Genomic DNA, 14,926 nt, shown 5'->3' with positions numbered 1-14,926 from the left:
GGGAAGGGGCGTTTTATGGAGAACCTCAAAGGTAATTTTTTGAGGGATAAAAACTCCTTCCCTTTTTAATCGTTTAGGACGCTATTGATTATAAATAAATATAAACTTCAATTAAAATTTACCAATTGAACTTTTAACAAAGTTGATTTAAAAAATTTTATATCAAAATGCTATTGAACAATAGCATCGTAAATAACTTTTTGAATATCCTCGCGAATATTTGCTTTAGACAAGCGATTGACTTTTGCCACAGGATAAGTTCTATTAGACAAAAAAATATAAACAATTTGATTTTCGGGATCGGCCCAAGCCATTGTACCCGTATACCCAGTATGACCAAAACTAGTCATCGATGCACAGCCACAAGTTGGCCCATCCTTTCCCAATTGTGGTTTATCAAAACCTACCCCTCTTCTATTACCTTCAGCACAAAAATAGCAGGTGTTAAAATCTTCAAATGTTTTTTCCGAAAAATAATATTGATTGCCGTAGCTCCCTTTTTGTAAATAAAGCTGCATCAATTTGGCAACATCCATTGCGTTAGAAAATATTCCTGCATGTCCTGAAACTCCACCTTCTAGTGCTGCTGATAAGTCATTGACATACCCTTGTAATAATTGCCGGCGGAAATAGGTATCACTTTCTGTGGGAGGAATACGATTTTTAGCAAAATTTTTTACTGGATTATAGCCTGAGTTATTCATTCCTAAGGATTTATAAAAATTATCCTGAATTAAAACATCAAGCGTTTTAGCAGTGCTTTTCTCTAAATAATCTTTTAAAATCATAAATGTTAGATCACTATATCTATATTCTTTTTTAACTGAAAGTTTGCTATTGATGATCATTTGCATCATAATATCGCTAAAATCATTTCTTATAAAAAGACTGTCTGCCAATTGTTTTGTAAAATTGATTTCAGCCTTTTTTCTAAAATAAACCTCAGAAAGTCCTTTTGATGAATTTAGCGCGGCATTAGAAAATGAGGGTCCAGCGACCAATCCTGCATAGTGAGATAATAAATCTTTTAAATTGATCTTTTCCTTATTAGATCCTATAAAATTTGGTAACATTTCTCCTAAATTTGTCTCTAAATTTATTTTTTTTCGATCGTATTGCAACATCACATTTGGTAATGTGGCCATAATTTTTGTTAACGATGCCACATCATAAATATCTGAATTTTGAACTTTTATGATATTTTCATAAGTATGATAACCAAATGATTTTTGGTAAATAACTTTACCTTTTCGAGCTACTAATACTTGAATTCCTGGAGTCATCTTTTCAGTGATAGCCTTATTTGCGATTACATCTATTTTAGATAAAACCGCCGCATCCATTCCCACATTTTCAGCATAAGTAAAGCCCAAGCGATCTAGTTTTTCTGTTGAGAGTCCTTCGTTACCTTTAAAATAAGGTTTAATAGAAAATGGTAATTTCCCTTTGGCTTGAATTGCTCCAAAGATTAATTCAGCCGAAACAATTTGAGCAACCGTTTTGTTTTGATAAGAAACTATTAAACCTTTGATATTCTCAAAACTATCAATCGCTGAAAGACAATATGGATTCGCAAAAACATTTAAAATAACATTATTATTCCCAGATAAAAATTTAATTTTAGCAATTTCATCTGATGTAAAACCATAATTTTCAAAAACATTATCTATTTTATGATAGCCAATGATGACAGTTGTATAGCGAGCTAATTTACGTTGTAATCGGTCTGTATTGGCATCTTCAATAACGGTTACATCAGCATACTTTTGTAGAGTAGAAATAAAAGCTTCATTGTCAGCATTACCTATTTTCACATAAGCAATCTTCTGCTGCTCTAATTTTTTGATTGGTATAATGGCATTAATATTACTTAAAACCGTAATTGCGTTCTCATAAAACTCATATTGGAACGCATCAGCTGTTGCAGAATTTACAACAGAAGCACTGTCTGTAATTTTAATAGATTTATAATTTTGTAATCCAGCTCCATTTTTAGATTTAAAAACTTTCTTCACTGTATCTTTTAAATCCAAATCAAAAAGTACAGCTGTATTAAAATAAACGATGGTATCTAAATTTATAGAAATAGATGGAACACTGTTTAAAATCACTTTATCCTTATTAATTTTTTTACCAGCATAAGTAATGGCTGTAAAAAAAAATAAGACATAAAATAAATATAATTTAATGTCTAATTTTTGCAAAATTTAGTATTTTTTTAGAAGAAACGGCTGTGCCAGCTATCCATTGCTGGAACTTCCCACGATTCATTAAATTCTTCTACGTTATTAACCAAATTATTGAAAACTATAGTGTTTTCAGTAACTGCTTTGTCTTTTACCATTTTTTTAAAGTCAATTAATGGTTTATGCGCTATATGTTCTCCAAGTTTAAAAGTAACATTCATTTTATCTAATAAATCCACTGAATATTTTTGCTCAAGACTTTGGATAAACTCAACTGACGAATCTATCGAACATCCTGTTGCTGCTTGAACATCCTGATTCACAGCAATAATAATAAAACGATTGTATTTTAATAAATAAGAACATTCTAAACTTGTGCCATGAGCGGCCCAATCTTTTAAAAAATCTTGCAAAGCAACTTCTATTTCAGAAAATTCGGCGTCTGAAAATTTTCTATTTGATTGATAGATCCAAATCTTAGATTCTTCTGGTAAATTTTCAAATGGTATGTACATGATATTTTATTTTTAATTAAAGAAAGAGTAAACAACTATAAATCCTGAGCGTTAGCAATAAGTTCAGCAATATCCATCACTTTTACATCTCCTTCTTTTTCTTTATTTTTAATTCCGTCAGTCATCATTGTGTTACAAAAAGGACATCCAGCAGCGATTATATCCGACTTTGTTTCTAAAGCCTCTTCTGTTCGTTCGATATTAATTTCTTTGTTTCCTGGTTCCGCGTCTTTAAACATTTGAGCACCACCAGCACCACAACATAATCCATTAGCTTTTGAACGTTTCATTTCTACTAATTCAGCATCCAGTTTTCGAATTAAATCTCTAGGAGCTTCATAAATATTATTAGCGCGACCTAAATAGCAAGGATCATGAAAGGTAATTCGTTTCCCTTTAAACTGACCACCTTCAATAGTAAGTCTTCCATCGTCTAAAAGTGATTTCAAAAACTTAGTGTGATGAACAACCTCATATTTCCCACCTAATTCTGGGTACTCATTCTTGAGCGTGTTAAAACAATGCGGACAAGCAGTAACAATCTTTTTTGCTTCGTACGCGTTCAAAACTTCAATATTCATCATAGCCTGCATTTGAAACAAAAATTCATTGCCAGCTCTTTTAGCAGGATCACCAGTACAACTTTCCTCAGTTCCTAAAACAGCAAATGATACATTTGACTTGTTAAGTATCTTGACAAATGCTTTTGTGATCTTTTTCGCTCTATCATCAAAACTTCCAGCACAACCTACCCAAAATAAAACTTCTGGTTGTTTTCCTTGAGCTAACATTTCAGCCATTGTTGGCACTATTAAATTCTCTGACATACTTTTTATTTTTTTAAATGGCTTGATAGCCAATTTAAATAAGTCTAATTTTCGTTTTTCCAATTCAATCGATCTTGCTGATTGTATTGCCATGGCGCACCATTATTTTCAATGTTAGTCATCATCGCATTTACAGGCATTGGCGCTGCACTTTGCTCCATTACCAAGTAACGTCGCATATCCATGATTATTGATAATGGACTTATATTTACTGGACACTCTTCAACACAAGCATTACATGTTGTACACGCCCAAAGTTCCTCGGGTGTGATATAATCATTAAGCAAAGATTTATTATCAGGAATAAAGACCCCTTTATTCGCATCCATATTTCTACCCACTTCTTCCATTCTATCCCTTGTATCCATCATGATTTTACGAGGAGACAATTTTTTTCCAGTGATATTAGCAGGACAAACCGAAGTACAACGACCACATTCAGTACATGTATAGGCATTTAGCAATTGAACCCAATGTAAATCTTGAATATCGCTTGCGCCAAATTTACTGGGTACTGCATTTTCGTCTACGGGCGCTGACGCAAATGGATCTACGGTAGGATCCATCATCAATTTTACTTCTTTGGTAACTGATTCTAAATTATCAAATTGCCCTTGTGGATGAAGATCTGCAAAATAGGTATTTGGAAAAGCAAGAAGTATATGCAGGTGTTTTGAAAAATATAAATAGTTCATAAAAACCAATATTCCAGCAATATGCAACCACCAGAATACTTCGTAAAGAATCATTACCAATTCATTGGACATTCCATTAAATATAGGTTCAATAAATTGACTGATTGGAAAAAAACCTGCCTTAATATAATGTGAATAACCACCTGGAACATTTTGTAAATGCAAATCGGAAGCGTTCATCAATAAAAATAAAGTCATCAATACAACTTCAAAATAAAGAATATAGTTTCCATCATTTTTAGGCCAGCCTTTTAAATCAGAACTCACAAATCTTTTTAATTTAATAATATTTCGTCTGGTCCAAAAAGCAAAAACAGCTATCAATACTAATCCAGCTAAAATTTCAAACGATGCTATTAAAACATTATAAGTTGTTCCTAAAAAGGCAAAAATTCTATGCGTGCCAAAAAGTCCATCAATAATGATTTCTAAAAGTTCAATATTGATAATTATGAACCCTAAATACACAATAATATGAAGAATTCCAGCAATAGGTTTCTTAACCATTTTTGATTGTCCTAAAGCAATCATTGCCATATTTGCCCATCTCGCTTTTGGATGATCATAGCGATCTACCTCTATTCCAAGATTTATATTACGTTTAATTTTTCTAACACTATTATAAAAATAGCCGAAACCAAAAATTAAAAGAATGGCAAACAATATGTTATCTAAGTAACTCATAGTAGCTAATTATTAATTATCACAGTAGAATCAATTACAGGACCTACATAAGGTTTGTCTTTCTTTCCAAAAACTGAAATATTTATATATCTCGTAGGATGTAGTCTTATGTCTTGTAATAATAATTCCAATTCTTTAGTCGAAGTTTTGATATTTTGATAAAAGGATTCATCGTTTAATAATTTACCTAATGACCCTTCTCCAGACTCTAATCCTGACACAATTCCGTCTACTCTGGTTAATGTTCTATTAAGATTTCTGACCGTTTTACCCACATCAGCTTTACTTAATGAATCAGAAATTTTTGAAAAATTACTACCTATTTTATTAAAATTTGTAACCACACCTTTAATTTGTGATCTATTTTCCTCTAATAAACTATTGACGTTTTTGGACGCTTTATGAAATTGCTCAATAGTTTTGCTTAGTTCTGCTAAAGTAAGTTTTAAATCCTGCTGTCCTTTTTGATCTAATACATTATTAAAACCTGAAATTAACTTTTCAGTACTACCGAGAACTTTTTCTAATTTTTCTTGCAAAGGAATTAGTTGATCTCCCACTTTATCAGTAAGTCCTAATTTTACACCTGATATAAATCGTTGACCATCTACTGCTAACGTTTTATCTTTATAATTCGGGATAATAGCAATTTGTTTTCCACCTATAAAACCAGGTTCGTAAAGCGATGCCCTACTAGTTGCAGAGATTGGAAAATCTGTCTTTAATTGTAATTCAACTAATAATACTCCAGTTTCATAATTAATTGAAATATTACTTACTTTCCCTATCACTAATCCATTTAAAGTAACGGGAGCAGATTTTGTCAAACCTTCTACAGATTTGTACTCTACATAATAGGTTTTGTAATTAATGAATAAGTCTCTTCCTTTTAAAAAACTATAGCCCCAAATAAATAATAATATAGCTGATATTACTAAGATAGCCGTTTTAATTTCTCTTGATATTTTCAAAGTTTTCGTATTTTTTACAAATTTAATATAAAATTTTTGACTTGTTGTAATTATTTCATTGCTTCTTGTACGCTGATGTTTGTTCCATTTTTGAACGCAATAATATATGCTCCAATGTACCCTTTTGATTTCACTATTTTTAAATCTTTTTTAGCTTCCTCATAATTGGAGGATTCACCATAAGAGTATTTAAAAAATTTGTCGTTATTTGTTCGCATAGATACCTTATCTAAACCTTTAAAATTAGACGTTTTCAAAGGAATATCTCTAATACCAGCAGCAAACTGTATTTTAAATACTATATCCTTCTTATTTAATTTTTTATCATCACTTTTATCTGACTGGATAGCAGTGCCTTTAACAGTGATCGAACTAACTTCTAAATCAGTGTCGAGATGTTTTTTAGAAGCAGCATTACTATTATTTTTTATACTGTTAGAATCGAAATATTCTTTTTTGTAATCAATAATAGCGCTAGCAATTGCTTTTGCCATTTTATCTTGTCCACTATCCGAATTTAGAAATAATCCCTCTTTTTTATTGGATAAAAATCCTAATTCAATTAATACACTTGGCATATACGCAGCGTCTAAAACCCACAAAGGCGATTGCTTGATACCTCTTGATTTCCTTTTTACTTTATTTTTAAAGTTACCTTCAATTTTTGAGGCAAGTTGAATGCTTCTATCTAGATAATCTTCTTGCATCATTTTTAGCCCTATCAAAGTTTCAGGATTTTTAGGATCAAAACCTTTATAAGTTTTTTTATAATTTTTCTCTAAAAGTATTACTGAATTCTCTTGCTTGGCAATTTCTAAATTTCCTTTACTTCTACTTAATCCCATCACAAATGTTTCAGTACCCGACGGAACATTATTAGCAACTGAATTGCAATGTATAGAAATAAACAAGTTGGCATGCATGCTGTTAGCCTTTTTTGGCCGATCTACTAAATCAATAAAAACATCAGATTTTCTAGTATGAACAATTTTAATATTATTCTCTTTTTGCAAATATTTTTCTAGCTTTAGCGTTGTTTTTAGTGCTATTTCTTTTTCTAGAAATCCATGATAGGAGTTCCCTGGATCTTTACCGCCATGTCCTGCGTCTAAAATAACGATAAATTGATTAGATTGAGAAAAAACGCTTGAAGTAGAAATTAAAAAAAGAATAACAAATAGATAAATAGTACGGTATAAATGCTGCAAAATAGAATTTTAATTTTTAATTTTTAGAACGGTTTACTTGATTGCGTCTTGAATATTGATTTTTTCACCATTTTTAAATGCTATCAAAAATGCAGTATTAAAACCATTTGATTTTGCTTCTTCTAATTGCTTTTTAGCTTCATCATAACTGCTAGTCTCACCATAAGTGTATTTATAAAAGTTATTCTCATAAACTGAGACGACATTTTTTAAAGCTTTAAAATTTTTAGCATTTAAATCTAGTTTTTTCTGCGTAGCTAATAATTGCACTTTGAAAATAACTTTATCATTAGTTCCTATACTTTTAGATTCTACTACTACAATTTTTTTCGGTACAATTACCGCTTTTGTAGGAGCAACAGTTTCCTGAACTATAATTTGCTCCATTATTTGTGAAGGTAGTGACTCTTGAGTTTCTAATTCACCGCTGCCAAAATATTCTTTTTTGTATCTTATTATCGCTTCTGCTATTGCCTTTGCAACTTCATTTTGCCCTTCTTCTGAATTTAATAAATTTCCCTCAGTAGTGTTAGATATAAAACCAGTTTCTATAAGAACTCTTGGCATATAAGCTTTATGAAGTACCATAAAAGGAGCTTGTTTTACGCCGCCGCCTCTAATTTTTTTTCCTAAGTCAGCAAATGAATCTTCTATTTTACTCGCTAATGCGATACTGTTATCCAAATATTCTTCTTGCATTAACGTCATTCCAATCATTGTTTCGGGTGAATTGGGATCAAATCCTTCATATTTTTGTTTGTAATCTTTCTCTAATGTAATTACAGAATTCTCTTTTTTAGCAGCAGCAAGATTTGAAGCAATTTTACTTAGTCCCATTACATAGGTTTCTGTTCCATCAGCAGCAGTGTTTCTATTAGCATTACAGTGTATGGACACAAAAATATGAGCGTTAAATCTATTTGCAATATTAGCTCTTTCAATCAAGTCGATAAAAACATCCGTTTTTCGTGTGTAGTTTACTTGCATTTGCGGAGTCGACTCTAATATTCTCCCTACTTTTAATACGATAGCTAATGCAATATTTTTTTCAATTCTTCCCTCATATACGGCACCAAAATCGTGAGCACCATGACCTGCATCTAATGTCACCCTAAAATTACTTGACTGGCTGAATCCGCCAGTAGAAAAAAAGAGTAAAATTAGCGTTACTATAATTTTATATTGATCTATTTTGTGCATAAAGCGATACATTAATTTAATTAAAAGACTACATCTATAAGTTTATTTATTTAACTATTTTTGACAAATAATAATACGTGAATATAATGTCTCTAATAATCAGTCATCATTTTACAAAAATAGCATTTAAACCTTTGTCTACAAACTTATTTAATATCGTTTTAATATCCTTTATACTCTTTTTGGGTTCTAATAGAATGAACGCTCAAGATATAAAAACTAAAAAAACTGTTGTAGCACCTGCTATTCAGAGAGATAGCATAAAAAAAAACAATCCAGCTAAAGTTGAAGTTGCTTCAACTGTGATAAAAGAAAAAGACTCCATAAAAATCGATAGCATTTTACCAGCAAAACCATTTTTAGATGGGAAGGTGAAATATAAAGCAGACAATTATGCTAAAATTGATCAAAAGAAAAAATTAATAACGCTATATGACAAGGCAGAGCTTTATTATCAAGATATTGAATTAAAGTCAGGAATTATTATACTTGATTATGAAAAAAACGAAGTCTACGCTGGTCGAATAAAAGATAGCACTGGAAAGTATACCCAGTTCCCCAATTTCAAGCAAGGGGCAAACGTAGTTGAACCTGATTCTATTCGATTCAATTTTAAAACTAAAAAAGCATTAATTTATAATTCCAGATCTGAACAAGGAGAATTCAAAATTAAAGCAGCGGTAACCAAAAAAGAAAATGATTCGGTTTATTTTTTAAAGAAAGCTATTTTTACGACTTCAAAAGATGTTGACAATCCAGAATATTACTTTCAGACTAATAAAGTTAAATTTATTCCTGGTAAAAAAGTGGTGACTGGTTTGACTAATATGGTTATTGCTAATGTTCCCACACCAATAGCATTGCCTTTTGCTTTTTTTCCAATGGGTAAGGAAACGAGTATATCTGGAATAATTCTTCCTAGCTATAATGATTCAAACGAACGAGGCTTTTCACTTCAAAATTTAGGGTATTATTTTGCACTTAGCGATAATTACGATTTAACTGTACTAGGAGATTATTATACAAATGGAAGTTACGGTATGCGCTTCGAATCTGCTTATGCTAAAAGATATAATTTTAGAGGTAACATCAATGTACGATTTGAAAACTTAATTTCGAGTGAAAGAGGTTACCCTGATTATTCTAAACAAAACATTTATAACATTCAATGGTCTCATTCTAGGGATTCAAAGTCAAGTCCTAATTCTAATTTTTCCGCATCTGTAAATCTTGGTAGCAGCAAGTATTTTAAGCAGTCGATCAATCAATTGAATATTGGATCAAACTTAAACAATACGTTAAGCTCTTCTATTTCCTATTCAAAAACATTTAATACTGTTCCGCAAGTAAGAATGTCATTGACGGCGACCCATTCTCAAAATACACAAACAGAACAAATCAATATGACCTTACCTACTTTACAATTAAGTGTAGATAGAATCTATCCTTTTGTAGGGAAAGATGGTCTAAAAAAAGGTTTTTTCAAAAATATTAATTTACAATATAATCTAAATGCTCGAAATAGCATTGTGACAACTGATTCTTTATTTTTTAAACCTCAAATGTTTAGAGACGCCAAAGTAGGCTTTCAGCACAGCATTCCATTAAGTACTAATTTCAAAGTTTTTAAATATTTCAGTGCTTCTACGTCAATGAATTATGAAGAGATTTGGTACACAAAAACAATTGAGCGAAATTTTGATGTGGATCAAAGTCAAGTGGCTGATAAAATCATAAATGGTTTTGACGCTTTTAGAACGTATTCTTTTTCTTCCAGTTTAGGAACTACAATCTACGGAACTTTTAATTTTGGTGAAAACAAAAAAATTAAATCAGTTCGACATGTCATGCGACCATCAGTATCTTATGGATATACACCGAGTTTTGAGCGGTATTACGACACTTATGCATCGGACGCTAGCGGAACAATGGATAAGCAATATACGCGTTTTGAAAATGGAATTTTTGGAGCTCCTGGTTTAACCAACTCTAATACATTAGGTTTTGATTTAAGTAATACGTTTGAGGCAAAAGTGACAGATAAGGACAGCACGAAAACAGAGCCTAAAAAAATAATGTTGCTTAACAACTTAAATCTTTCTACTAATTACAATCTAAATGCTGATGGCGTAACCTCACTTGCCTTTGCTCCAGTAAGAGTTAGTGGTGGAACACAATTATTTGACAATAAAATGAATGTCAATTTTGGAACCACTTTAGACCCTTATGCAATTGATAATTCTGGAAGAAGGATCAATGTATTTAACATTAACAATGGCGGTAGTCTATTTAGAATGACGAGCTCGAATATGACCTTGAATTATTCGCTTTCCAGCAAAGGCAAGAATGATAATAAAAAAGATAAAAACGAGCAAAGTTTACGCAATGGCGGTAGAGCCGATGATTTATTTGGTAGCAATACTGATTTAGGAGATAATAGAGTCAGTCAATTTGATGACGAAGAAACAGCTGGCGAAGATAAAATTTCAGAATTTTTCAACGCTAAGTTACCTTGGGATATGACTTTTGCCTATTCATTAACTTATGGAAATAACAACCGAGAAAATAAAATTATTGGTAATTCCATAATGATTTCTGCTAATGCTGATATCACTCCAAAATGGAAAGCGGGAGTTTCAACGGGTTATGATTTTGTTCAAAAAGGCGTTACGTTTACACAGCTACGTTTTGAAAGGGATTTATTGAGTTGGCGTATGGATTTCAATTGGTCTCCTTTTGGAAACAATGCAAACTGGGGCTTTTTTATTGGTATAAAATCGGGTGTATTGAGCGATATTAAGTGGGATAAAAGAAGTGTTATCAATCGTTAATATAATTCAATTTTGAGATAGAATAAATTTTTAAAAGTACAATAGTTGGGAGTTATAAGTACAACAATTACTTAGACTAATAGAATTACAACTATTTGAGAATTAAAATAAAAACAAATATTTATATGAAAAAGATAATTTTTACTGAAAACGCTCCGGCACCTATTGGGCCGTATAATCAAGCTGTTTTAACTGGAAACACTTTATATACTTCTGGTCAAATTGCTATTAATCCACAAACTGGCGAACTGGTAATAAGTACTATCGAACTAGAAACAACCCAAGTAATGGAAAACATGAAAGCTGTTCTGGATGCTGCAGGAATGACATTTGATCATGTGGTAAAAGCGACAATCTTTATAATGGACATGAACGACTTTGCTAAAATTAACATTATTTACGGATCTTACTTTAATGAAAAAACCGCTCCAGCACGTGAAACGGTTCAAGTGGCATGCTTGCCAAAAAATGTAAATGTAGAGATATCTATGATTGCTGTTTTGTGATTTTTTTTTAGTCCTTAGTACTTGGTTGTTAGTCCTTACTAATCCTTAGTTATTAATCCTTGGTCTCAAGTTTAAGAATACCTAGCGATCATATAAAGTTTTTGAAATTTAAAAATTATATTAATCCAAATACTAAAGTGGTAAAACTATAAATTAAATACCTCAATTAATGAGGACTCGCACATTAAGGACTAAGGACTAACGACTAAAAAAAACTATTTATTAGCAATATGAAACGCTATAAGTCCATCAATAGGTCTTCTTAAAACATTACCTAATTGCAAGTCGTATTTATTAAAAGTCTCTTGTAATTCTTCTTTCAAATAAAAAGCAATAGAACCTACAAAGTGAATAGGCACTTCTTTGCAATTATCAAATTGTTTAATATAATTTTTGACAAATGATTTCATTTCTTTAAAAATGATCTTTTTGCAAAATTCGTGATCTTTATGTTGAATCAAAAATTTTGCATAAGTCGCTAAATATGCATTGGGATTCGCTTCTTTATACAACTTGCTTTTGATAGCATCAGGATCTAAATCATATTCTTTTTCAAATTCAACTGCTAATTCCTGTGGCATTTTGTTAAAGTAATATTTTCTAATTAATTGTTTACCAAAAACATTACCACTACAATCATCCATAATTATATAACCTAATGACTGCACTTTTTGATGCAAATCTTTTCCATCAAAATAACTACAGTTTGATCCTGTTCCAAGAATACTTACAATAGCTTTTTCCCCTTTTGGTGTAGTGGCGTAAACGGCTGCGTAAGTGTCCTCCTCTACAGAAATAATTGCATTTGAAAAATAATCTTTGAAAATCTCTGACAAAGCTATTTTCATTCTGTCTGTTCCACAACCTGCACCATAAAAAAACAAGTGCGTAGCTTCTTTTTTATTTTGTAAAATATCAAAACGATCGTTTAATCGTTCAATAATTTCATGATCTTCAAGAATTTCAGGATTCAATCCTAAAGTTTGCGTGGTAAATAATACTTTTCCTTCTTCGTTTATTGCAATCCAATCCGCTTTAGTAGAGCCACTATCAACTATTAATCTCATTTCTATCTGGTTTTTAATTTTTGGTTATAGCTACTTGTATAAAATAAATTTAAAAAACCTTTTTTAAAAAGTAACAAAAAAATAAAATCCCGCTAAAAATGCTAACGGGATTTTGTAAATATATAGATTTATTTTAAACCTGCAATATGTACTGATAAATCGATTAATTTACTTGAATAACCATATTCATTATCGTACCAAGAAATGATTTTGAAAAATGTGGAATTCAAACCTATACCCGCATTTACATCAACAATTGAAGTTCTAGGATCAGATACAAAATCTTGTGAAACTACTAAATCTTCGGTATATCCTAAAATACCTTTCATCGTTGTTTCCGATGCTGTTTTTAAAACTGCCATTATTTCTTCATAAGAAGTTTCTTTAGCTACTTTTACCGTTAAATCTACTGCCGAGACATCTGTTGTAGGAACACGGAAAGCCATACCAGTAAGTTTTCCATTTAATTCTGGTATCACTTTTCCAACAGCTTTAGCGGCACCCGTTGAAGATGGTATAATATTACAAGAAGCAGCACGCCCGCCTCTCCAATCCTTTTTAGAAGGACCATCAGTTGTCATTTGTGTTGATGTAGTAGCATGAACTGTAGTCATTAAAGCTTCTACGATTCCAAAATTATCATTAATAACTTTAGCTAGAGGCGCTAAACAATTAGTAGTACAAGATGCATTAGAAACAATAGTGTCAGAAGCCAAAGCTTTTTCATGATTAACACCCATTACAAACATAGGAGCATCAGCTGAAGGAGCAGAAATAATAACTTTCTTAGCACCACCTTCGATATGTGCTTTTGCAGTTTCTAATGTGGTAAAAAAACCTGTACACTCTGCAACAACATCTACATCAACTTCATTCCATTTCAAATCTGCTGGATTTCTTTCAGCTGTGATACGAATGTTTCTTCCGTTTACGTATAATTTTCCTTCTTTCACTTCAACAGTTCCATTAAAGCGACCATGCACTGAATCATACTTTAATAAATAAGCTAAGTGATCTACATCTAATAAATCGTTTATAGCGACTACCTCTACATTATCTCTGTTGAAAGTTTCTCTAAAAACTATTCTTCCTATTCTTCCGAATCCGTTTATTCCTAATTTTACTTTTGACATTTTTTTGAGCTTTACGCAATAAGCTGTGTGCTTTATGCTATTATTAAAATTAATTTTATATACTTTTTGTGGCCTTAAGCGTAGTGCTTAAAACCTTCTGACTATTAAGTAGACATTATATCTGAAACCCTTAATAATTCTCTATCAATTTCAGTTTTCCCTTTAATAGCTTGCTCTAAAGGTGTTAGTATAACTTTGTCGTTTTTTAAACCAACCATATAATTAGATTTACCCTCTATTAATGATTCTACTGCTTTTACTCCTAACCTGCTTGCAAGAACTCTGTCAAAACAGGAAGGAGAACCACCACGTTGCATGTGTCCCAACACCGAAACTCTAACATCATATTCAGGTAAGTTAGCCTCAACATAATCTTTTAGTTCAAAGACATTTTTGCCTATTTTATCTCCTTCGGCGATAACCACAATACTCGAAGATTTTCCTGAAGCTTTACTTTTTTGTAACGATTCTAACAAACGTTCTAATCCTAAATCCTCTTCCGGTATAAGAATCTCTTCTGCACCTGCACCAATTCCAGCGTTTAAAGCAAGATGACCCGCATCTCTTCCCATTACCTCTACAAAGAAAAGACGGTTGTGAGAACTGGCAGTATCTCGAATTTTATCTATTACTTCAACAACTGTATTCAATGCTGTGTCGTAACCTAAAGTATAACTAGTTCCAAAAATATCATTATCAATGGTACCAGGAATTCCCATTATTGGGAAATTAAATTCATTGTTAAACAACAATGCACCTGTAAAAGTACCGTCGCCACCTATGACCACTAATGCATCAATGCCGGCGTTAACCAAATTTTCATGCGCTTTCTTTCTACCTTCTTCCGTTTTAAAATCAGATGAGCGTGCCGATTTTAGTACTGTTCCTCCTTTATTGACAATATTATTGACACTTCTAGGTCCCATTTCTTTGAAGTCCCCTTCAATCATCCCTTGATATCCTCTATATATTCCGATACATTCTATTCCATGATAAGCACAGGTACGTACAACGGACCGTATTGCAGCATTCATTCCTGGAGAATCTCCTCCTGAGGTAAGAACACCAACTTTTTTAATTGTTTTTGGCATTATTTAAAGTAT

12 protein-coding genes are annotated in these 14,926 nt (G+C 31.7%); 2 read left to right on the top strand and 10 right to left on the bottom strand.

Annotated features, from left to right (window positions below; all coding sequences use genetic code 11):
- Positions 1–170: 170 nt before the first annotated feature.
- From RCH18_RS14290 to RCH18_RS14260, 7 genes are read right to left on the bottom strand one after another with little or no spacing between them, the layout of a single operon-like run.
- Positions 171–2,204: a serine hydrolase domain-containing protein gene (locus RCH18_RS14290; protein WP_326937446.1), complete on the bottom strand. Its 2,034-nt coding sequence runs from the start codon at positions 2,202–2,204 to the stop codon at positions 171–173.
- Positions 2,205–2,218: 14 nt separating this feature from the next.
- Entirely contained in the window at positions 2,219–2,701 is a 483-nt protein-coding gene (locus tag RCH18_RS14285; protein ID WP_326937445.1) for an ABC transporter ATPase, read from the bottom strand.
- Positions 2,702–2,736: 35 nt separating this feature from the next.
- Positions 2,737–3,528, bottom strand: a complete 792-nt coding sequence (locus RCH18_RS14280; protein WP_326937444.1) for a (Fe-S)-binding protein — start codon at positions 3,526–3,528, stop codon at positions 2,737–2,739.
- Between the two features lie 44 nt (positions 3,529–3,572).
- Entirely contained in the window at positions 3,573–4,907 is a 1,335-nt protein-coding gene (locus RCH18_RS14275) for a (Fe-S)-binding protein (protein WP_326937443.1), read from the bottom strand.
- A 5-nt stretch (positions 4,908–4,912) separates the two neighbouring features.
- Positions 4,913–5,878 (bottom strand): MlaD family protein, encoded by a 966-nt coding sequence (locus RCH18_RS14270; protein ID WP_326937442.1) that lies wholly within the window; start codon positions 5,876–5,878, stop codon positions 4,913–4,915.
- Between the two features lie 50 nt (positions 5,879–5,928).
- Entirely contained in the window at positions 5,929–7,086 is a 1,158-nt protein-coding gene (locus tag RCH18_RS14265; RefSeq protein ID WP_326937441.1) for an N-acetylmuramoyl-L-alanine amidase family protein, read from the bottom strand.
- Positions 7,087–7,119: 33 nt separating this feature from the next.
- The gene (locus RCH18_RS14260) at positions 7,120–8,286 is read right to left on the bottom strand and encodes an N-acetylmuramoyl-L-alanine amidase family protein (protein ID WP_326937440.1); all 1,167 of its coding nucleotides are present in this window, start codon (positions 8,284–8,286) and stop codon (positions 7,120–7,122) included.
- Between the two features lie 86 nt (positions 8,287–8,372).
- Between RCH18_RS14260 and RCH18_RS14255 the strand changes: the two genes are divergently transcribed.
- Positions 8,373–11,117, top strand: coding sequence for a putative LPS assembly protein LptD (locus RCH18_RS14255; protein ID WP_326937439.1), 2,745 nt, complete (start codon positions 8,373–8,375; stop codon positions 11,115–11,117).
- 125 nt (positions 11,118–11,242) lie between these two features.
- Positions 11,243–11,623 carry a RidA family protein gene (locus RCH18_RS14250; protein WP_326937438.1) on the top strand — a complete coding sequence of 127 codons (381 nt, stop codon included), beginning with the start codon at positions 11,243–11,245 and terminating at the stop codon, positions 11,621–11,623.
- Positions 11,624–11,838: 215 nt separating this feature from the next.
- On the opposite strand, the gene RCH18_RS14245 is transcribed toward RCH18_RS14250, so the two are convergent.
- From RCH18_RS14245 to pfkA, 3 genes are all read right to left on the bottom strand, one after another.
- On the bottom strand, positions 11,839–12,690 hold the full coding sequence (locus RCH18_RS14245) for an N-acetylglucosamine kinase (protein WP_326937437.1): 852 nt from the start codon (positions 12,688–12,690) through the stop codon (positions 11,839–11,841).
- Between the two features lie 128 nt (positions 12,691–12,818).
- On the bottom strand, positions 12,819–13,823 hold the full coding sequence (gap, locus tag RCH18_RS14240) for a type I glyceraldehyde-3-phosphate dehydrogenase (protein WP_326937436.1): 1,005 nt from the start codon (positions 13,821–13,823) through the stop codon (positions 12,819–12,821).
- Between the two features lie 104 nt (positions 13,824–13,927).
- Positions 13,928–14,914 (bottom strand): 6-phosphofructokinase, encoded by a 987-nt coding sequence (pfkA, locus tag RCH18_RS14235; protein ID WP_326937435.1) that lies wholly within the window; start codon positions 14,912–14,914, stop codon positions 13,928–13,930.
- Positions 14,915–14,926 lie beyond the last annotated feature (12 nt).

Origin of the sequence: Flavobacterium sp. PL11, from assembly GCF_035985025.1 — a bacterium.
In the GTDB taxonomy this organism is placed as follows: Bacteria; Bacteroidota; Bacteroidia; order Flavobacteriales; family Flavobacteriaceae; genus Flavobacterium.
Note: the sequence above shows the minus strand (reverse complement) of the source record. Positions and strands in the feature narration are given on the sequence as shown.